Genomic DNA, 18,054 nt, shown 5'->3' on the forward strand with positions numbered 1-18,054 from the left:
GGGCGCGTCGGGCGCGGCCTGCCGAGCGCGCGGGCTCGACGGCGAGGCGGCTGGCCCGCGTGGTCGCGGACCCGTCAGCGCATCTCGCCCGGAGCGCCGGAGCGGGGGAGCAGCGTGGCGATGCCCGCACAGATCAGGTCCAGGCTCCGGGCGAACTGCTGTTCCTGGTCGTGGGCGGCCGCGGCCATGGTGCGGGGGAAGCGTCGGTGGAGATCGGTGGCCGCTTCCGGGCCGGGCGGCACGACGGGTGGCTCGCTCTGCTCCTGGAGCACGTAGCCGGTGACGTGACTGAGGAGGGTGTCGGCGGCGGTGCCGCACTGCTCCGCGGGCAGGCCGGCCTCCGCGAGGGTGTCGAGCAGTCGCTCCAGCACGGAGAGCGCGCCGTGGCTGAGTGTCTTCGGGCTGTCGGCGAACATGATCGCCCCGCCGGGGTGGCGGCGGATGCTCCGGCGCAGGGCGGCGGCCTGCGCCGTCACGCGTGCCTGCCAGTCGCTCCCGGCGTCCAGATCGGCCAGTGCCGCGGTGCCCGCGTCGTAGGCCTGCCGGGCCACCCGGTCGGCCATCAGCTGGAGCAACGCGGTCTTGTTGGGCACGTGGTAGTAGAGGCTTCCGGCGTGCACGTCGAGCCGCTCGGCGACCCGGCGCATGGACAGGCCGTGGTAGCCGGTCTCGGCGAACACGGCCATCCCGGCGTCGGTGATCCGGTCTGCGGTCAGTTTCACGGGGGAAGTCTAGCGATCACCGCGGGTCGTCGAACGGTGTTTGAAAGCCGACGTCCCGGGCGGTCGGGCGGGCCCTTCGCTGTCACCACTGCCGGGCGCCCGCTGGAGACGGCGGAAGGTGCACGGCTTGTCGCCCTCCGTGATGCGAGGGGGTGACAGGTGCGGGGCACGGGCCGGCCCGGCCCCTCAGGCGCGGTTGCGCTCCTCCCGCTGCCGGATCAACTCCTCCACCGCGCTCGGGAGGGTCGTCTCGAAGTCGATCAGCTTGGCCCACGTCGGGGTGACGACGATCCGGACCATGCCGTCGTAGAGCGAGCGGACTTCGGCCTCCCAGGCGACCCGCTGCTCGGGCGTCATCGTGTAGGTGCCGTTCGCCTGGAGGTACTCGTCCGGGATGCCCTCGACCTCGTCCAGCTCGGCCCGGCCGCGGATGAGCAGGATCTTCGGTGGGTGCACCTCGGTGTCGATCGTCAGCGCGACCGCCGGGTTGTGGCGCAGGGCCGGCAGCTTCGGGGCGTTCTTCACGGTGCACATGACGATTTCCGATCCGTTCCAGACGAAGGCGATCGGTACGGCTCGGGGAGTGCCGTCCTTGGCGACGTAGGCCAGGCGGGTCAGGTCTCGGGCCAGGAGCTCCTGGCTGAGCGGGCGGTTGAGGATCTCGTCGATCTCGCTCGGCTGCACGGTCGGGTCCACCTTCCAGCGGTAGGTCACCAGGGCCGTCCCAGCTTAGGGAGGTTTCGGGAGCTTTGACCGTACAGCGGACGGGAGTGCCGAAGGCATCGGCGGGGTGGTCACATGAGCCGGTCGCGGTGGCGCGCGGCGGTTTCGCGCAGGAGGCGGGCGAAGCGTTCGCGGCTCCGGTCCTGTTGCTGCTCGGCGCGATCGTCGTCCGGTTCCTCGGCCCGTTCCTCGTCGTGCTCCTCGTCGGGGGTGTCGGGACCGCCCTCGTCGAGGTCGTCGAGGTCGTCGTGTTCGTCGTGGAGGAGCCAGCAGCCGTGGATGCCGGAGAGGAGGTCTTCGAGGAGGTCGCGGGCAGGGCGCTTCGGGTCGAGCGGGGTCAGGCGCAGGCCGATGTCCTCCGGGTCGGTGCCCTCGTCGGCGAACTCCGCGGCGAGGGCGTCGTCGAGGTCTTCGAGCTGTTCACGCAGGCCGGCGGGGTCGGGGAGCAGGCCGTCGGCGATGTGGAGGGCGTGGCGGACGAGGCCGGTGACCGCGTCGTAGGGGGTGTGGCCGGCGTCGAGGAGTTCGAGGACGAGGGTGGGCGTCTCGTGGGGGAGGGCCTCGATGGTGCCGGCTTCGAGGACGACGGTGGTGGCCTCGTGGCCGGAGGCTTCGGCGGCGACCTCGGCCGCGGCGGCGAGCCAGTGGGCCGCGGCCACGGCCGCGGCGGTCGGGTCGATGTCGGAGAACAGGGCGGCGGAGCCGAACGGGTCCTGTGCGAAGAGGAGGTCGGCGGCGGCGACCTGGACGGGGGAGGCGTCCTCGCGGCTGAGCAGCACGGCCTGCTGGGCGCGGCCGGTGAGGTCGCCGAGTTCTGCGCCTTCGACGGCGGTGAGTTCGGCGACGGTCTCGGCCAGGACGGCCTTCGCCAGCTCGGGTTCGTCGATGGTGCGCAGGGCGCGGCCGAGCCGGTGGGCGGATTCCAGCAGCGGGCTGTAGGAGACGGCGAGCATTCCGCCGGCCGGGAGGTTCGGTGCGGCGACCGCCTCGGCGACCGCGCCGAAGGCGTTGCGTTCCTGCTCGCGCCGCCAGCCCTCGCTGTTGGGCTCCAGGGAGCCGGCCGCGCTGGCGGGGTGGGTGTAGGTGCGCCAGGCGGCGTCGGACAGTTGGGTCAGGGCGCGCGCCAGGCGCAGGAGCGTGCCGGTGTCCCGGCCGGCGGGCAGGTCGGCGATCCGGGTGGCGAGTTCACCCTCGCCGGTTCCCCATGCGGCGATGAGTTCGTTCCGTCGGGGGTCGATGCTGTACCTCGTCATGAAGCCGTACCTCCGGTTCTGCCGGCACATCGCCCGGCCGCAGGTCATTCTGACGCACCGGCGGCCACGGCACGGGAACGAGGGCGCCGTGCCACTCGTGCGACCTTCCTCGGGGCCCGGAGTGACGTCCGGGCGCTGCCCGTCGCACCGGCGCGGGGAGGGGGTGGTGGCCGGTCGCCGGTGCCACCGACCCTGTGCGGGAGGGGGATTGACAGCACCGAGAAGAGGAATGAACATTCATTCCGTGGCATCCAGAAAGCCCGACCTCGACCGGCTGTTGATCGACACCGCCCTCGCGCTCTTCGCCGAGCGAACCTACGAAGGCACGCAGATGCCCGCCGTCGCCCAGCGCGCCGGCGTCGGCGTCGGCAGCATCTACCGCTACTTCCCCAGCAAGGAGGCGCTCGGCAACGCGGCCTTCCAGCACGCCAAGCGCACCCTGCTGGACCACCTCGCCGCCGCCCTCGCCGAGGGCGGACCGGCAAGCGACATCCGTGCCGAGTTCGGACGCTTCTGGCGCGGCTTCACCCGCTACGCGAGCGCGTACCCGGACGCCTTCGTCTTCCTCGAACACCAGCAGCACGACACCTTCCTGGCCCCCGAGAGCCGCGCCCTGGCCGACCGGATCGACCGCGTCGCGACCGACTTCATCGAACGCGGCCAGCGAGCCGGCGCGATCCGGGAGGGCGACGCCGCCCAACTGGTCGCCCTCGCCCTCGGAGCCTTCACCGGCCTCGTCAGGCTCCGGCGCCCGGGCGGACCGGACACCCTTCCCCCCGAGGACCTCGACCGCGCGGAAGCCGCCGTCTGGGACCTCCTGCACCGAAAGACCTCGACATGACCGCCGCCGCACGGACCGTGCTGATCACCGGCTGCTCCTCCGGCCTCGGCCGGGAGACCGCTCTCGCCCTCCACCGGCTCGGCCACCGCGTGCACGCCACCGCCCGCCGCCCCGAGACCCTCGCCGACCTGGCCGCCCTCGGCATCACCACCCTGGCCCTCGACGTCACCGACGAGACGTCGATGGTCGCCGCGGTCGCCGCCGTCGAGGCCCGGCACGGCCGGATCGACCTGCTGATCAACAACGCCGCGTACGGCCTGCACCTGCCGGTCGAGTCCGCCACCGCGGAGGAGATCCGCGCCCAGTTCGACACCAACGTCTTCGGACTCGTGCGGATGGCCCAGCTGGTCCTGCCCGGCATGCGCCGCGCCGGCCGGGGCCGCATCGTCAACATCTCGTCCATGGCCGGCCGCTTCTCCCCGCCCGGTGGCGCCTTCTACCACGCCAGCAAGCATGCGGTCGAGGCGATCAGCGACTCGCTGCGCCTGGAGGTCGCCCCCTTCGGCGTCGAGGTGGTGGTCGTCCAACCCGGGCCCACCATCACCGGGTTCGCCGCGACGGCGGTCGCCACCATGGACGGCGACACCGACCTGGCCGACCCGTACGCCGCCTTCCGCGCCCGCCTCGCCGAGATGTACGCCGACCGCACCTTCACCCGCCGGGGCGGTGCCGTGCCCGCCGAGGTGGCCACCCGGGTCGTCGTCCGCGCCGCCACCACCGCGCGCCCCCGCGCCCGCTACGCGGTCGGCGCGCTGGCCAGGTCCACCATGCTCGCCAAGCGGCTGCTCCCCGACGCCGCCTTCGACGCCCTGATGCGCCGCAGCTTCCCCCTCCCCGACCCCGCCTGACCGGGCCGGCGGTCGGCTGTCGCCGCTCCCGGCGGCCGCGGGCTTGTGACGGCCCCTCACAACCGCGCCGGCCCCTGCGGTGTGACCGTCCGGGGGCGGGGCAGACGCGGGTGGTCCGACACGCGCAGTGACGAGGGAGGCCCGGCGTGGTGGAAGAGACGAAGACCTCCGGCCGGCAGCGGCCGCCGAGGACCGAACCGGCCGACGACGGGGTGGTCGAGACGGACGTGCCGGCCAGGCTCGACCGGCTGCCGTGGTCCCAGGCCGCCCCGGACAGTGCCGTCACGGCGGTGGCCGCCGGGCGGGTGCACGGGATCGTCTCCGGAAAACCTGTTGCGTCGATCTTGGGAAACGCTAGGCTGTGACCGTTCTCGTCGCGGCGCTGCCGTGGCTTGGCCGCTGCGATCCCGAGCTGCGGCGTGAGGACGGACGTGGAGAAGCAGAGGAGGTGTGTACCGATGGTTGCCGCCGTGTCGCGGCGCGCCCTCGTGTGCGCGCCATACGCCTCTTCCTCTCGTCTTTCGCCCACCGGCTGACGACGCCTCGTAACCGGCGCATCGGTGGGCCGTTCCTCAGGAGCCACCGCAGTGCGCGAGCGCTTTTCCGACACCGATTCCTTCTCCCGTATCCGCGCCAAGGGCGCACCCCGTCGCGGCCGCCGTTCCGAGCGGTTCGACGACCACGAGCCCGTCCTCGCGTACGGCGAGGTCCTCGGGCCAGACTTCTCCGAGGTCGGCGGCCACCACGACGCCGACAGCTCTGACCACGACAGCTACGACACCCACGACAGCTACGACACCCACGACCACGGCAGCTACGACGCCTACGCCGACGTCGTCGAGGGTCCGGTCTCGGGGATCGACGGTCCGGCCGAGGGTGACCGCTGGTCCACCTGGGACCAGTCCACCCCCACCGAGAAGGGGCCCGAACCGCGCCCCGCCTGGGTGGTGACCGAACTCGCGGCCGTCGACACCGAGCTCGGCCTCGTGAAGACCGGCAAGGAGGCCGACGTCTTCCTCCTGGAGCGCGGCGTCCCCGGCACCGGCCGGCGCACGCTGATGGCGGCCAAGCGCTACCGCGACGCCCAGCACCGGATGTTCCACCGCGACTCCGGCTACCTGGAGGGCCGCCAGCACAAGGAGTCCCGGATCGCCCGGGCCATGGCCAAGCGGACCGCCTTCGGCAAGGAGGCCATCGCCGGACAGTGGGCCGCCGCCGAGTTCACGGCCCTGTGCCGGCTCTGGTCGGCCGGCGTGGCCGTCCCCTACCCGGTCCAGATCCTGGGCACGGAGATCCTGATGGAGTTCGTCGGGGACGAGAGCGGCACCGCCGCACCCCGGCTCGCGCAGCTGCGCGCCGAGGAGGTGGACGTCGAGGACCTCTGGGAGCAGCTCGGCCGCAGCCTGTCGCTGCTGGCCGTCGACGGCTACGCCCATGGGGACCTCTCGGCGTACAACATCCTGGTCCACGACGGCCGGTTGGTGATCATCGACGTGCCGCAGATCGTGGACGTCGTCGCCAACCCGCGCGGGCGTTCCTTCCTGGAGCGGGACGTGCGCAACGTCGGTGCCTGGTTCGTCTCCCGGGGCCTGCCCGAGCAGCGCGTCGGCGAGCTCGTCGAGGTGCTGGCGTTCGACGCGCGTCTGGGGTGAGCCGGATCCGGCCGTCGGTCGGCGAACGCCGCACGGCGGGGGGGCCCCCCCACCGGGGGCCCCCCCCCCCGGGGGGGCCGCCCACACCGCCCCGGCGGGCAGGAGCCCCAGGAGCGCCGCGCCCCCGGAGTCGACCGGCAGCACGGTGTTGTAGAGGGCCAGCGAGGCCCGTACCGCGCTCTGCAGGCCGAAGGCGGCCAGCGCCGGCTGCGCGCAGTGGTGCCCGGCGCGCACCGCGATGCCCTGCTGGTCGAGCGCCCCGGCGAGGGCGATCGGGTCGGTGCCGGCGAGCAGGAAGGTCAGCACGCCGATCTTCCCCGGCGCCTCGCCGATCAGCTGCAGCCCGGGGACGGTCGCCAGCGCGCCCATGGCGTACGCGGTGAGCTGCTCCTCGTACGCGGTGGCGGCCGGGCGGTCCAGCCCGGCCAGGTACCGCAGCGCCGCCCGCAGCCCGGCGACCCCGGCGATGTGGCCGGTGCCCGCCTCCAGCCGGTGCGGGACGGGGGCGTAGGAGGTCTCCTCGAAACTCACCGAGTCGATCATGTTGCCGCCGCCCTGCCACGGAGGCATGGCCTCCAGCAGCTCGCGCTTGCCGAAGAGCACGCCGATGCCGGTCGGGGCGAAGATCTTGTGACCCGAGAAGGCGTAGAAGTCGGCGTCCAACGCGGTCACGTCCACCGGGAAGTGACTCACCGCCTGCGCGCCGTCCACCAGGACCTTGGCGCCGTACCGGTGCGCCAGCGCGGTCATCTCGGCCACCGGTGGGACCGTCCCCAGCACGTTCGAGGCGTGGGTGAGCGCGACCAGCTTCGTCCGCGAGCCGAGCAGATCCCGGTAGGCGTCCTGGTCCAGTTGCCCGTCGGGGAGCAGCGGGATCGGCCGGATCCGCGCCCGGCGCTCCTTGGCGATCAGCTGCCAGGGCACCAGGTTGGAGTGGTGCTCGGCCGCCGAGACCAGGATCTCGTCGCCCACGCCCAGGTTGGCGCGGCCCCAGGACTGCGCCACCAGGTTGACGGCCTCGGTGGTGCCGCGGACGAAGACGACTTCGCCGGCGTCCTGCGTGCCGAGCAGCCTGGCGGCCTCCTCGCGGCCCTCCTCGTAGATCTGGGTGGCCTGCTTGGCGAGGGTGTGCGCACCGCGGTGGACGTTGGAGGTGCCCATCGAGTAGTGCTCGGCGACCGCCTCGACCACCTGGCGCGGCTTGAGCGTGGTGGCCCCGTTGTCGAGCCAGACCAGCGGGTGGCCGTTCACCTCCCGGTGCAGCTGGGGGAAGTCCCGCCGGACGGCCTCGACGTCGAACCCGCCCGGCGGGGCGGCGACCGGGGCGCCCGGCGGGCCGGCGAGGGGGGAGGCGGGAGCGGTCCGGGCCGCCCGGTCCGGTTGGGCGGGCAGCCAGTACCGGGGACCGCCCGCCGCGTGCGCGAGCGCCGCGGGCACTGGGGCCCGGCCCGGTACCACGCCGGTCGAGTACCCGGTGGCGGCCGGGGGTTGACTCACCCCGGCGACCCCGGTGCTGCGCCCGAAGCCGTCAGGAGTAGTCATGGTAGCTCGACACCTCGACGTTCTGGAGCACGGCGATGGCGTCGTCCACCAGCGCGGCGGCCGAGAAGTAGCTGGTCACCAGGTACGAGGTGATGGCCTGCCGGTCGACGCCCATCGCCCGCACCGAGAGACCGGGCTCGACCTCGTCCGGGACCTTCGACGGGCGCAGGCCCACCACGCCCTGGCGGTCCTCGCCGACCCGCATCAGCAGGATGTTGGTGGTGCCGGGCGCCGAGTTCGCGGTGCCCTTCAGGTCGAGCTTGTCGGAGGGCAGCAGCGGCACGCCGCGCCAGGTCAGGAACGGGCTGCCGAAGAGGTCCACGATCTGCGGCGGCACCCCGCGCCGGGTGCACTCGCGTCCGAACGCGGCGATCGCCCTCGGGTGGGCGAGGAAGAACGCCGGCTGCTTCCAGACCCGGGCGAGCAGCTCGTCCATGTCGTCCGGGGTCGGCGCGCCCTTGCGGGTGCGCACGCGCTGGCTCGGCACGACGTTGTTGAGCAGCCCGTACTCGGGGTGGTTGAGCATCTCCCACTCCTGGCGCTCGCGGAGCGCCTCGGTGGTCAGTCGCAGCTGCGCCTGGACCTGGTCGATCGAGGAGTTGTAGACGTCCGAGACCCGGGTGTGCACCTTGAGGACGGTCTGCGCGATGCTCAACTCGTACTCGCGGGGGCCCTCCTCGTAGTCCACGAAGGTCTCCGGCAGGTACGGCTCGCCGGAGTGGCCCGAGGTGAGGTCGATCGGGTGCTCGCGGTCGGCGGGCTGCCGGCCGTCGGCGCGGAAGGCCTCCAGCTGGGCGCTCAACGACGGTTCGCGGTCGGCGAGTTCGACGAGCATCCGGCGGTCGAGGGAGAGCACGGTACACGCGCTGACCGCGGTGACCCGGTAGGGCATCGCGCTGCCGTCGGCCCACGCGGTGGCGTCGAAGAAGTCGCCGTCGCCGACCACGGCGAGCAGGGCGTCCGAGCCGTACTCGCCGGTGGCGCGCTTCTCGGCGCGCCCGAGCGCGATGATGTGCAGCTGCTCGGTGGGAGCGCCGGCGTCGACGATCAGCTCGCCGGGGGCCACCTCGCGCTGGACGAAGCCGTTGGCGAGCGCGGCGAGCAGCGGGCTGTCCACCTGGCTGAGGAAGGGCAGCTCGCGCAGGTCCTCGGCGATCACCCGGGAGGTGTTGTCGCCGTCGACGTAGGTGCCGATCAGCCCGTCCCCGAGGATGAACCCCCGGCGGCGGTTGACCCGGTAGACGCCGGCCTCAAGGTCCACCCAGGGCAGGGCGCGCAGCAGGTACCGCGGGGTGATCCCGAGCATCTGCGGCGCGGTCTTGGTGGTGGTGGCGAGGTTCCTGGCGGCGGAGGTGCTGAGACTCTGCCGGCTCGGCTGACTCTGCTGAACGGTCTCGGTCGTCATGGCTGGTCCCTGTTCTGGTCGGGAGAACTGAGTGGGCGTCAGATCCACTGCGGAGACGGTGAATCGGCTGTTGCCGACCCGCCGTGACGATTGTTGCGGCCGTTCGGTGGTGGCGTGAGCGTGTTCGATTGGGGGCCATTGGTTCCGATGCAGAGCATCGACGATGGGTCCTCGCCAAACTCACTCGAACGGATGAATCTATCCATAAGCCGGTGTGAGATGTTCGAAAGCTGGACTTTGGAAGCGGCCGTGTGCGGGGTACGGCGAGGGGGCGGGCCGCGGTACCGGAAGGTGCTCCACCGGCCGTTCGACCGCCCGACGGGCCGGGGGAAAGGTGAGCACGGTAACGACGCGCGGGGCGGACGGGGCGCGCCGGATCGGGGCCCGTCTCGGGGTGATCGGCGGCGATCCGCAGCGGTCGGCGGCGGTCGTAGGGGCGCGGACGCGCCCGCGCGCCGCGGATGCCTCCCGGGCGCTCGTCCGTTCAGAACGTCCAGCGCGTGTGGGTGTAGACCCCGTCGTCCCGGCCGAAGCCGTACGCGGTGGCCGGAGCCACCGCGAACACCACCACCGTCCCCTTCCGGAACGCCTCCCCGATCCCGTGGAAGGTGCCCTCCGAGGAGGTGATGTGCGGCCCGTACTTCGTCTCGTACGCCGTGATCACCTCCTCCAGCGCCGCCGGATCGGTGACCGGCCGCGCCGTGCCCTCGACCACGAGGTCGAGGCCTTCGGTGAGCGAGTTCCCCCCGGTGGTGAGCGCGCAGTGCCCGTCGTGAGCGAGGTTCTTCGCCTTCTGCTCGCCCGCGCCGGTGGAGAAGTACAGCACCCCGTCGTGCCAGGCCGCGATCACGGGCGTGACGTGCAGCCGGCCGTCGGGCCGCACCGTGGACAGCCAGAAGATCTCGGCGGTCGCCAGCTGCCGCTGCGCCTCGGCCCAGGCGACGGCGGTGACGTCCGCGGCACCCGGGCGGGGATTGAGCGCGGAGCTGTAGCGGGCGTCGAGCTCGGTCGTGGGCTGCTGGGCGGGTCCCTGGGTCGGCATGGCGTTCTCTCCTCGGGGGTGACCGGCGGGGCGCGGCGCCGCTCCGTGCTTCCAGGCTCCGCCCGCGGCGGGCACAGCGCACGCCCGGTGGCACCGGGGAGGCGAGGGGAGGGGAGCGGACCGCGGCAGCCGGGGCAGGCCTCAGGCGGCCTGCCGGGGGCCGTTGGAGGCAACGGCCCCCCGGTGCAGTCGGATCCGGTCGCTCTTGACGCATCCGTGCAGGTCGAGCGTGCAGCACTTGGCACCGCCGCCGGCCTTCCGGAACTCGGTCATCTCGACGCCGATCGGTCGGAACCCTCGGTCCTCCAGCCGCGAGGCAAGGCGCTCCGCCGCGGCGGGAAGGACGACGTTGCAGCCGTCGGAGACGGAGTTGAGAGCGAAGATCTCCGCCTCCTCGCGGCGGGCGAGCAGGGCGTCCGGGAACAGGGCGTTCAACGTGGCCCGGCCGGCCGGGTCGAACGCCCCGGGGTAGTACATCACCTCGGTGTCCCCGAGGACGGTCAGCGCAGTGTCCAGGTGGTAGAAGCGGGGGTCGGTGAGGGTGAGCGTCACGACGGGCAGGCCGAGCAGGGCCTGGACCTCGGCGTGTGCGGCCGGTTCGGTGCGAAAGCCGGTGCCGGCCAGGAGGATGCGCCCGGCCGGGAGGATGTCGCCCTGTCCCTCGTTGACATGGCCGGCCGTGGCCACCCGGCGGAAGGCGCGCGTGCTGAACCACTGCCGGTAGGCACGCGCCTCCGCGGCTCGCTCCGGGTACTTGAACCTGGAGACGAGCACCCGGTTGTCGACGACGCTGGCGGCGTTCGCGGCGAAGACCATGTCCGGCAGGTCCGGGCGCGGCTCCACCAGGCTCACGGTGTGACCCAGTTCGCGGTACAGGTCGACGAGGTGCTCCCACTGGCGCATCGCCCGGGCCGGGTCGACCGGCCGGGTCGGATCCATCCAGGGGTTGATCGCGTAGTCGACGGCGAAGAACGTCGGCCGGCACATGAGGTAGTGACGCTTCCGGGCGGTTCGAACCGGTGGTGACATCGCTGCTCCCTCTGGTCGTGACGCGGACTCCGTCCGGCGTCCGCGCTGCCCCGGATCATTCGGGGAGCGCCGTGGCCGCGGCGCCGGGCAGTGGACGGCCCCGCAGCCCCGGGGCGGTGAGGTCCGCCAACTGGTCGACGACGCCGAGCAGGCTTCCGCGGTGGGCAAAGGCGGTGCGCTGCCGGTCGGCCCCCGTGCCGTTCCTCAGCAGGCGGGCGGTGAGCGACTGTGTCGGGGGAGGTCACCGGCCCTCCCGGACGGCCGCAGGACCGGCAGCCGGGCGTGTGCCCGGCCGGTCCGGGCCGAAACGGCCCGGACCGGGGCGTTCGGCGCGAGCCTGCTCCTGGGCCCGAGCACGGGTCCGCCCCAGGAGCAGGACCCTCCTGGGCGGAGAACGCGACCGGTGGGCCGCATGAATGCGGCCCACCGGGGCAGGCGCCGGAGCGACCGCACCGGACGCACTCGCGTCGGCACCGGCCCGTTCGACCGGCCGGTGACCGGGCCGGTCGGGCCGGGCGGTCACGGAGCAGGTCTGCAAAACGGGCAGAAGGTGATCCGACGATGCTCTGGGTTCTCTTGTTGGTGATCGCGGCGATCGTGCTCGGATTGATCGGCGCGGTCGTCAAGGGCTTGGCGTATCTGCTGGTCATCGGCGTGGTGGTGTTCCTCGTGGCCCTTGCCCTGGCCGCCGTCCGGGCCCGCCGCGCCGGCCGGCCGCCGACCCGCTGACCGGGCCCGGGCAGGCGAGGGGCAGCAGGTTGGATCGCGCGGACACCGGGCAGTCGCCCGGACGGACGACGGCGGCCGGAGGAGGGCACGATGGAGCAACGGGGACGGAAGGCGCCAGTCGGGAGCGCGGACGGATCGCGCCGGGACCACGAGCCGGACGCCCTGCCACCCGGGACCGCGCCTTGGCCGCACGACCGGGTGCGCGGGGTGGCCCTGCGCACCCGGCGGCCTGTCGGCGCCCGGAGCGGGCGATGACGACGACCTCGCCCAAGGCCCGGGGCCCGCTCTCCGGCACGGTGCTCGCCATGCTCGCTGCCGGCCCGCCGGGCTCCGGCGGGCCGCTCGCACCGCCCGGCCCGGACACGGACCCGTGGGGAGAGGACCACCAGCTCGCCCTCCACCTCTGTTACGAGCTCCACGACCGGGGCCTGCCGGGCGTGGACCCCGATTGGGAGTGGGACCCTGCGCTCCTCGCGTTCCGGCGCGAGCTGGAGCAGCCGTTCCTCGCCGCCGTGCGGGCGGAGGCCGAGCCGGTACGACCGGTCGGCGCGGCGCTGGAGCGGCTGCTGATCGAGCCCGCCGACGGCACCGGCCCGTCGCACTTCCTGCTGGCCGAGGGCGAGCGCTGGCAGGCCCGCGAATACCTGGTGCACCGCTCGGTCTACCACCTCAAGGAGGCCGACCCGCAGCTGTGGATGGTCCCCCGGGTGCACGGCCCGGCGCAGGCCGCCCTCATGGCCGTCGCGTACGACGAGTACGGCGCGGGCCGCTCGGACCGTGCGCACGCCCTGCTGTTCGCCCGGATGATGGCGGACCTGGGCCTCGACCCCCGCTACGGGCACTACCTGGACCACGTCCCGGCGCCCGCGCTGGCGGTGGTCAACCTCATGACCCTGTTCGGCCTGCACCGGGCGCTGCGAGGCGCGGCGGTCGGCCTGTTCGCCGTGGTCGAGGTCACCTCCTCGCCGGGCTCGGCCCGGCTCGCGGCGGCCCTGGAACGGCTCGGCGCGGGGTCGGACGGCACGCTGTTCTACCGCGAGCACATCGAGGCGGACGCCGTCCACGAACAGCTGATGCGGCGCGGCGTCGTCGGTGAGCTGCTCGCCACCGAGGGGGAGCTGGAGCCGGACATCGCGTTCGGCATCGCCGCGACCGAGGTGGTGGACGACCGGTTCGCCGCCCATCTGCTGAAGCACTGGCGGGCCGGGCGCAGTTCGCTGCGCTCACCCCTGCCGGACGGTCCCGGCCACGCCGCGCCCCGCTGAGCCCTGCTTCGCCGAGCCCTGTTCCGCCGAGCCCTGCTCCGCCCGGCTGCGCCGCCGGTGACTGGTGTCGCAGAACGGGTAGCGGCGGCTGCGTCGGCAGGCGCAGAGCGCCACCACCGGGCGGTCCGAGCGCCGGATCGTGCCGTCCGGCAGCACCACCTCGACCGGCCCTTCGACGAGCACCGGGCCGCCCGGCACGATCGTCACCCTGGTGGCGTCGGTGTCACCCAGCCCACCGCCCGCCGGCTCAGTGCTCCCGGACACCGCGCACCACCACCAGCTCCTCCTCGCGCTCGCCCGGAGCGATCAGTCCGAGCCGCTCGAACAGCGTCGCCCGTGCCGTCATCACCGGCCCGAACGCCTGCCGCCGCCGCGCGGTCGCCGCCACCCGCAGACCGGCCCGTCGCAGTGCGGTGAGCGTCTTCGGGACGTCCGCGAGCGAGGACTGGACCACCAGCAGTACGCCGCCCGGGGCGAGCAGCCTCGGCGCCTCCCGGCAGATCCGGTCCAGCACCAGCCGCCCGTCCCGCCCGGCGTCCCAGGCCAGCCCCGCACCCGCACCCGGGGAGTCCGCAGCGGTCTCGGCAGTATCGGCGGGCACGTACGGCGGGTTGGCGGCGATCAGGTCGAACCACTGCCCGCCCACCGGCTTCAGCAGGTCTCCCTGGCGCAGCCGAACCCGGCGCAGGTGCAGCCGGGTGTTGAGCCACGCGGCGGCGACGGCACGCCCGGACAGGTCCACGGCGGTGACCCGGGCCCCGGTACCGGCCGCGGCCAGGGCCACCGCCCCGGTGCCGGTCCCGAGATCGAGCACCCGGCGCGTGGCGTCCAGCGGCTCGCGGCGCAGACAGGAGATGAGCAGTTCGGTGTCGCCCTGGGGCGGGTACACGCCCGGTGGTCTGATCAGCAGCATGCCGGGCGGCTGCCCAGTTCGGTGCCGCCCACACACGGTCGGCGGCCCGAACTCGGGGCGGGGGTGCCGCGGGTCCGGGGGGTCGGATCCGGAGCCCTAGGGAGCCTGGACATCCGCCTCGGGCGCCTCGGGCTCCTCGTCGTCGTCCGAGCCCTCGCCCCTGCCGCGGACATCCGCCGGAGTGGGCGCCACGATGGACCGCTCCTCCGGTCACCGTGGGTGTGTCGACGGCCCGTGTCTACCAGTAGTGGCGGCGGCCACCGACCTCGTGGCCGACAGCGCCCATGATCCACAGGATGAGCCCGATGAGGGCCAGGATGAGGCCGATGGTCCACAGGATGGAAATGCCGGTGACGAACCCGATGACGAGGAGGATGACTCCGAGGACGATCACGATGACCTCCGTTGTTGGTCCCCCGCGGGGTTGATGGCCTTCCGCCGATGGGGAGGTCACCCTGCGTCTTTCCGGTTTACGGGTCTTCAATCCGACGTTCGCGACATGGTGCACCGCGGCTGCCAAGGGGTGGGGCGCGGCCACTCGGCCGCCGTACGGCTGCGCGGGGTGGCGGCCCCCCGGGGCAGGGAAATTCGGGGCGAAGGCGCTCCGGCGTTCGACGAGGGCGGGCCGGCGTTGCGCCGTCCACCGGACCGCTCGGCCGTCCTCGTGCGACCGGCGATGCCGCGCCCGCCTCGCCGGCGGCTCGGTCTCCACCGCGATGAGGCCGCTGCTCCTGCGGTGCGCCCCGTCGCTCCGTCTTCGTACACTGACGGGCATGGCATGCCGCATCAGTGAGCTGGTCCTCGACTGCGCCGACCCCGAGCGGCTGGCCGCCTTCTGGAGCGAGGTCCTCGGCTACGTCGAACTCGGCCGGGAGGGCGACGGAAGCATCGAGATCGGGCCGCCCGGCGCCGGCTTCGGCGGCCCGCAGCCCACCCTCGTGCTCAGCCCCAGCAGCGACCCGCTCACCGGCAAGCTCCCCCTGCACATCGACGTCAACGCCACCGACCGGGACCAGGACGCCGAGCTGGAGCGGCTGCTCGCCCTCGGCGCCAGGCCCGTCGACATCGGCCAGACCGGCAGCGAGAGCTGGCACGTCCTGGCCGACCCCAACACACGTGACTACCAGTTCTGTGCAGCATAGCCGCAGGTCAGCACCAACAACAGAGCCCCGCCCGGCACTTGGCCGAACGGGGCGTTCTACTGTCTGGCGAGGCTCACTCGGAGGAGCGAACGGGGTGATGCGGCACTGCCCAGCAGTCGCGCGACCAGAACCGGGTAACCCCGTCTGTCCACGGTCGGCAGTCGTTCACCGTACGGGGCTCGTAGCGGGCTTCGTGGCGGTCCGGGGGGATCTGCCACCCATCCCGCGCGCACTGCCGTAGGCCCCGCGTGTTGCCCCTGCGGGTGCCATCCGGGAGCGGCCTGATGAACACCCGAGCCATCACGCCCCCCGACCAGCGAGAGCGTGCGCCCCGGGGTAGGTGTACCCGGGGTCAGGGAGACCCAGAACCACCGCACGGAGTGCGGCGCGCCGCTCACGCTGGCGCTGCCTCTCGTCGTACTCGCGCCGCATCTCGTCCTGCTCACCGAGCCACGCGCCGTGGTCTATGTACGGGCGAACCACTGTGCCCGTGTACAGCTCCTGCGGCTCGGCCCACGGTCCCCGCAGGTGACCCCGAGGGACCTCGGCCGCCGGGGCCGGAGTGGCGGAAACGGATGCGGCATGGCGCCGACCGTGAGCCGGAAGGATGAGAACCAGGGCTCGGAGTAGGGCCAAAACGATAAGATGACGCACGTCGGCAGCTCCCTAATAGCTGTGCGGACGAATGGCCCCGGTGACTGGTCGCACAGTCCCGGGGCTCTTTGGTTGGTGGTGCGGATTTCGACCGTACCCAACTCCTATAGGTACGTCTAGATACGTTCATGCTCGTAGCGAAACGCGCGAGGTCGTTTGGGTAGTCCTACGCTTTTGGGTATGGATGTAACCCCCATCGACCCGGACGCCGAAGCGCACCCGTATCAGCAGATTGCGGCGGACATCATCCGGGCCATTCAGTCCGGGGAACTGCGAGTCGGGGCCCGAGTGCCGTCCGAGAGCACGCTGATCCAGGCATACGGCGTTGCCCGGAACACTGCCCGCCATGCTGTCGAGCACCTGCGCTCAGAAGGGTGGGTCCGGACCCTTCCGCAGCGCGGCACGTTCGTGGCGGACCGCACCGGCCAAGCCGCCGGAGACCAGCAGGCCCCGCCCGCCGGAGTTGACCAGTAGGGCGGGGCCGGATGGCTGCGGCTCAGGCTCGGACGAGTTCGGCAGCGCGCTGCCCCAGGTCTGCGGCGCCGGGGATTCCGCGCCGGGCCCAACTCGTCATTGTGGTCCGGACTTTGTGAAGGTCCTTCTTGTGCCGGTCCGAGACGACTCCGTCCATGAAATCCAGGGACTGACCCCAGATCCCCACGGCTTCGTCGTGACGGCGCTGGGCGGCGACGGAACGGGCCAGGTTCCCGAGCGTCAGGGCGTGAATGCGCCGGAACGCCTCGGGGTCACGACCGGCGAGGGCGGCGCGGTGGTGGCGTTCGGCCGACCGGTGGTCTTTCAGCTCGGCCAGGGTCTTGGCGGTGTGAGAGGCGACGGTTGCGGCTACCGGCCCGGTCGCCGCCGTGAAGGACGCGGGCGGAGTCGCGGTGTCGAGCATGGCGTCCTCGGCCGCGAGTAGCGCCGCTGCGGCCTTCTGCCCGCTCCCCATAGCCCCGTACGCCCTGGCGCTCGTGATCAACAACAGGGCCTCGGTCTGCGGGTCCACCTTGCCGCGCGCTCGCCGTAGGGATTCCTCCGCCAGTTCGACGCAGAACTCCGGCTGCTTGAGGTTCAGGGCCTGATGGGCGAGAGCGCGCATCATCCAGGCTCCGTGTCCTGTCGGATCGCTCTCGCAAGCGAGTTGGTAGCCGAGAAGGTAGTACCGCTGTGCGGCGCCCTCCCGGCCGAGGTCGTGATATTTCCACGCGGCGAGGTACGACAGTTCGGCCGCCACGCCGTAGGCGTCCCGGCGAACCCCCTCGGAGGGGTACACGGCCTGGAGCATCGGTACCACCGTATCGGTCAGGTAGGTGGTCACCGCACTCAGCCCGTGTCCACCGCCAAGACGCTCGTCAGCGGCGGTGAACACGCCGGTGATGTGCCGGACAGTGGCAACCTCGCCGACACCCACCCGGCCGCCGGTCCTTCCCGCTCGCAGGGTAGCGGCGACCGCCTGGTGATCGTAGGTCAGCGGCAGCGCCACAGCGGCGGTGGCGAACACACTGGCGAGGAAGTCACGGCGGGACTGCATCACGGCTCTCCCGAGGTCGGCGGCGGTGGCCAGCGGGTCGGCACTCATAACCTCCCCGATCGCCTCCGACCCTAACCTCGCGCTTTCACGAAGCGGCTCGTCCGACGGGTGGTCAGGAAAGCAGAAAGTGCCTCTGACCAGCAAGAATGAGGATTGTCGAGGTCCTTGTTCCTGCCACTGTCGGAGGCACTTCCCAGGTGAGTCAGCGTAGCGGGTCGTACCCGCGTGTCCGGGTCTCGGGTGGTGGCGCCGGGGTCGTCTCGCAAGCCGGCGGGATGCTGCTGGTCGAGACGGTCCGCCGGTTGGGACTCGATATCGCGGTGTCCGAGGCGCTCGCGCCGTGGCGCAAGCCCCGGGCAGTGCACGATCCCGGCAAGATCCTGCTGGATGTCGCGCTGGCCGTGGCGCTGGGCGGCGACTGCCTGGCCGATGTCGCGACGCTGCGGGCCGAGCCCGGCGCGTTCGGGCCGGTCGCCTCCGATCCGACCGTCTCGCGGCTCATCGACACACTGGCCGCTGCCGGTCCCCGTGCACTCGCGGCCGTCCGCCGGGCACGAGCCGATGTCCGCAAGCGTGTGTGGCAGCTGGCCGGGCAGACGGCCCCGGACGCGGACAGCCGGGTAATCGTGGACATCGACGGTGTGCTCGTCATCGCGCACTCCGACAAAGAAGCCGCGGCCGCGACCTGGAAGAAGACCTACGGCCATCATCCGCTCATGGCGTTCGTCGACCACGGCCCGGCCGGGTCCGGGGAGCCGGTGGC

General features: G+C 72.7%; 19 protein-coding genes and 1 pseudogene. 9 read left to right on the plus strand and 11 right to left on the minus strand.

Annotation, left to right across the window (positions count from 1 at the left end):
- Window positions 1-74 precede the first annotated feature (74 nt).
- The 3 genes from ACFVYI_RS06515 to ACFVYI_RS06525 form a co-directional block, all read right to left on the minus strand.
- Window positions 75-722, minus strand: coding sequence for a TetR/AcrR family transcriptional regulator C-terminal domain-containing protein (locus ACFVYI_RS06515; protein ID WP_387882020.1), 648 nt, complete (start codon window positions 720-722; stop codon window positions 75-77).
- Between the two features lie 186 nt (window positions 723-908).
- The gene (locus tag ACFVYI_RS06520; RefSeq protein WP_387882040.1) at window positions 909-1,406 is read right to left on the minus strand and encodes a pyridoxamine 5'-phosphate oxidase family protein; all 498 of its coding nucleotides are present in this window, start codon (window positions 1,404-1,406) and stop codon (window positions 909-911) included.
- 110 nt (window positions 1,407-1,516) lie between these two features.
- Window positions 1,517-2,698: a hypothetical protein gene (locus tag ACFVYI_RS06525; RefSeq protein WP_387882021.1), complete on the minus strand. Its 1,182-nt coding sequence runs from the start codon at window positions 2,696-2,698 to the stop codon at window positions 1,517-1,519.
- 244 nt (window positions 2,699-2,942) lie between these two features.
- Here ACFVYI_RS06525 and ACFVYI_RS06530 point away from each other — a divergent pair, with 244 nt between their 5' ends.
- From ACFVYI_RS06530 to ACFVYI_RS06545, 4 genes are all read left to right on the plus strand, one after another.
- A complete protein-coding gene (locus tag ACFVYI_RS06530; RefSeq protein WP_387882022.1) occupies window positions 2,943-3,539 on the plus strand; it encodes a TetR/AcrR family transcriptional regulator in 597 nt (198 codons plus the stop codon).
- A complete protein-coding gene (locus tag ACFVYI_RS06535) occupies window positions 3,536-4,387 on the plus strand; it encodes an SDR family NAD(P)-dependent oxidoreductase (protein WP_387882023.1) in 852 nt (283 codons plus the stop codon). Before ACFVYI_RS06530 ends, ACFVYI_RS06535 begins: the two co-directional genes overlap by 4 nt.
- Before the next feature lie 146 nt (window positions 4,388-4,533).
- Entirely contained in the window at window positions 4,534-4,752 is a 219-nt protein-coding gene (locus ACFVYI_RS06540; protein ID WP_387882024.1) for a hypothetical protein, read from the plus strand.
- A gap of 795 nt (window positions 4,753-5,547) precedes the next feature.
- Window positions 5,548-6,039 carry an RIO1 family regulatory kinase/ATPase gene (locus tag ACFVYI_RS06545; protein WP_387882041.1) on the plus strand — a complete coding sequence of 164 codons (492 nt, stop codon included), beginning with the start codon at window positions 5,548-5,550 and terminating at the stop codon, window positions 6,037-6,039.
- Window positions 6,040-6,228: 189 nt separating this feature from the next.
- Here the strand turns inward: ACFVYI_RS06545 and ACFVYI_RS06550 are convergent.
- The 4 genes and pseudogenes from ACFVYI_RS06550 to ddaH form a co-directional block, all read right to left on the minus strand.
- Window positions 6,229-7,581, minus strand: a pseudogene (locus ACFVYI_RS06550) (SufS family cysteine desulfurase); the annotation flags it as partial.
- Window positions 7,568-8,986 (minus strand): family 2B encapsulin nanocompartment shell protein, encoded by a 1,419-nt coding sequence (locus ACFVYI_RS06555; protein ID WP_387882025.1) that lies wholly within the window; start codon window positions 8,984-8,986, stop codon window positions 7,568-7,570. The gene ACFVYI_RS06555 and the pseudogene ACFVYI_RS06550, both read right to left, overlap by 14 nt.
- Window positions 8,987-9,470: 484 nt before the next feature.
- The gene (locus ACFVYI_RS06560; RefSeq protein ID WP_387882026.1) at window positions 9,471-10,028 is read right to left on the minus strand and encodes a pyridoxamine 5'-phosphate oxidase family protein; all 558 of its coding nucleotides are present in this window, start codon (window positions 10,026-10,028) and stop codon (window positions 9,471-9,473) included.
- A 141-nt stretch (window positions 10,029-10,169) separates the two neighbouring features.
- The gene (ddaH, locus tag ACFVYI_RS06565) at window positions 10,170-11,057 is read right to left on the minus strand and encodes a dimethylargininase (RefSeq protein ID WP_387882027.1); all 888 of its coding nucleotides are present in this window, start codon (window positions 11,055-11,057) and stop codon (window positions 10,170-10,172) included.
- A gap of 561 nt (window positions 11,058-11,618) precedes the next feature.
- On the opposite strand from ddaH, the gene ACFVYI_RS06570 reads away from it, so the two are divergent.
- Window positions 11,619-11,786: a hypothetical protein gene (locus tag ACFVYI_RS06570; RefSeq protein ID WP_387882028.1), complete on the plus strand. Its 168-nt coding sequence runs from the start codon at window positions 11,619-11,621 to the stop codon at window positions 11,784-11,786.
- A gap of 251 nt (window positions 11,787-12,037) precedes the next feature.
- A complete protein-coding gene (locus ACFVYI_RS06575) occupies window positions 12,038-13,051 on the plus strand; it encodes an iron-containing redox enzyme family protein (RefSeq protein WP_387882029.1) in 1,014 nt (337 codons plus the stop codon).
- On the opposite strand, the gene ACFVYI_RS06580 is transcribed toward ACFVYI_RS06575, so the two are convergent.
- The 3 genes from ACFVYI_RS06580 to ACFVYI_RS06590 form a co-directional block, all read right to left on the minus strand.
- Window positions 13,010-13,315 (minus strand): CDGSH iron-sulfur domain-containing protein, encoded by a 306-nt coding sequence (locus ACFVYI_RS06580; RefSeq protein ID WP_387882030.1) that lies wholly within the window; start codon window positions 13,313-13,315, stop codon window positions 13,010-13,012. The two genes, ACFVYI_RS06575 and ACFVYI_RS06580, sit on opposite strands and share 42 nt — an antisense overlap.
- The gene (locus ACFVYI_RS06585; RefSeq protein ID WP_387882031.1) at window positions 13,299-13,964 is read right to left on the minus strand and encodes a HemK2/MTQ2 family protein methyltransferase; all 666 of its coding nucleotides are present in this window, start codon (window positions 13,962-13,964) and stop codon (window positions 13,299-13,301) included. Before ACFVYI_RS06585 ends, ACFVYI_RS06580 begins: the two co-directional genes overlap by 17 nt.
- Before the next feature lie 238 nt (window positions 13,965-14,202).
- Entirely contained in the window at window positions 14,203-14,358 is a 156-nt protein-coding gene (locus tag ACFVYI_RS06590) for a DUF6131 family protein (protein WP_387882032.1), read from the minus strand.
- Window positions 14,359-14,737: 379 nt separating this feature from the next.
- Between ACFVYI_RS06590 and ACFVYI_RS06595 the strand changes: the two genes are divergently transcribed.
- The gene (locus ACFVYI_RS06595) at window positions 14,738-15,106 is read left to right on the plus strand and encodes a VOC family protein (protein ID WP_387882033.1); all 369 of its coding nucleotides are present in this window, start codon (window positions 14,738-14,740) and stop codon (window positions 15,104-15,106) included.
- Window positions 15,107-15,940: 834 nt separating this feature from the next.
- The gene (locus ACFVYI_RS06600) at window positions 15,941-16,234 is read left to right on the plus strand and encodes a winged helix-turn-helix domain-containing protein (protein ID WP_387882034.1); all 294 of its coding nucleotides are present in this window, start codon (window positions 15,941-15,943) and stop codon (window positions 16,232-16,234) included.
- 22 nt (window positions 16,235-16,256) lie between these two features.
- Here ACFVYI_RS06600 and ACFVYI_RS06605 read toward each other — a convergent pair whose 3' ends face one another.
- On the minus strand, window positions 16,257-17,339 hold the full coding sequence (locus ACFVYI_RS06605; protein WP_387882035.1) for a hypothetical protein: 1,083 nt from the start codon (window positions 17,337-17,339) through the stop codon (window positions 16,257-16,259).
- Window positions 17,340-17,488: 149 nt separating this feature from the next.
- Here ACFVYI_RS06605 and ACFVYI_RS06610 point away from each other — a divergent pair.
- Window positions 17,489-18,054, plus strand: a 566-nt coding sequence (locus tag ACFVYI_RS06610; RefSeq protein ID WP_387882042.1) for a transposase, incomplete at its 3' end; no start/stop codon positions are given.

Origin of the sequence: Kitasatospora sp. NPDC058218 (assembly GCF_042882445.1) — a bacterium.
Lineage (GTDB): Bacteria > Actinomycetota > Actinomycetes > Streptomycetales > Streptomycetaceae > Kitasatospora.

Excerpts from the sequence above, each read along its gene's own strand:
- ACFVYI_RS06600 (WP_387882034.1), top strand. The coding sequence starts at position 15,941 with ATGGATGTAACCCCCATCGACCCGGACGCCGAAGCGCACCCGTATCAG.
- ACFVYI_RS06555 (WP_387882025.1), bottom strand. The coding sequence starts at position 8,986 with ATGACGACCGAGACCGTTCAGCAGAGTCAGCCGAGCCGGCAGAGTCTC.
- ACFVYI_RS06560 (WP_387882026.1), bottom strand. The coding sequence starts at position 10,028 with ATGCCGACCCAGGGACCCGCCCAGCAGCCCACGACCGAGCTCGACGCC.
- ACFVYI_RS06535 (WP_387882023.1), top strand. The coding sequence starts at position 3,536 with ATGACCGCCGCCGCACGGACCGTGCTGATCACCGGCTGCTCCTCCGGC.
- ACFVYI_RS06570 (WP_387882028.1), top strand. The coding sequence starts at position 11,619 with ATGCTCTGGGTTCTCTTGTTGGTGATCGCGGCGATCGTGCTCGGATTG.
- ddaH (WP_387882027.1), bottom strand. The coding sequence starts at position 11,057 with ATGTCACCACCGGTTCGAACCGCCCGGAAGCGTCACTACCTCATGTGC.
- ACFVYI_RS06585 (WP_387882031.1), bottom strand. The coding sequence starts at position 13,964 with ATGCTGCTGATCAGACCACCGGGCGTGTACCCGCCCCAGGGCGACACC.
- ACFVYI_RS06605 (WP_387882035.1), bottom strand. The coding sequence starts at position 17,339 with ATGAGTGCCGACCCGCTGGCCACCGCCGCCGACCTCGGGAGAGCCGTG.
- ACFVYI_RS06525 (WP_387882021.1), bottom strand. The coding sequence starts at position 2,698 with ATGACGAGGTACAGCATCGACCCCCGACGGAACGAACTCATCGCCGCA.
- ACFVYI_RS06545 (WP_387882041.1), top strand. The coding sequence starts at position 5,548 with ATGGCCAAGCGGACCGCCTTCGGCAAGGAGGCCATCGCCGGACAGTGG.
- ACFVYI_RS06575 (WP_387882029.1), top strand. The coding sequence starts at position 12,038 with ATGACGACGACCTCGCCCAAGGCCCGGGGCCCGCTCTCCGGCACGGTG.
- ACFVYI_RS06595 (WP_387882033.1), top strand. The coding sequence starts at position 14,738 with ATGGCATGCCGCATCAGTGAGCTGGTCCTCGACTGCGCCGACCCCGAG.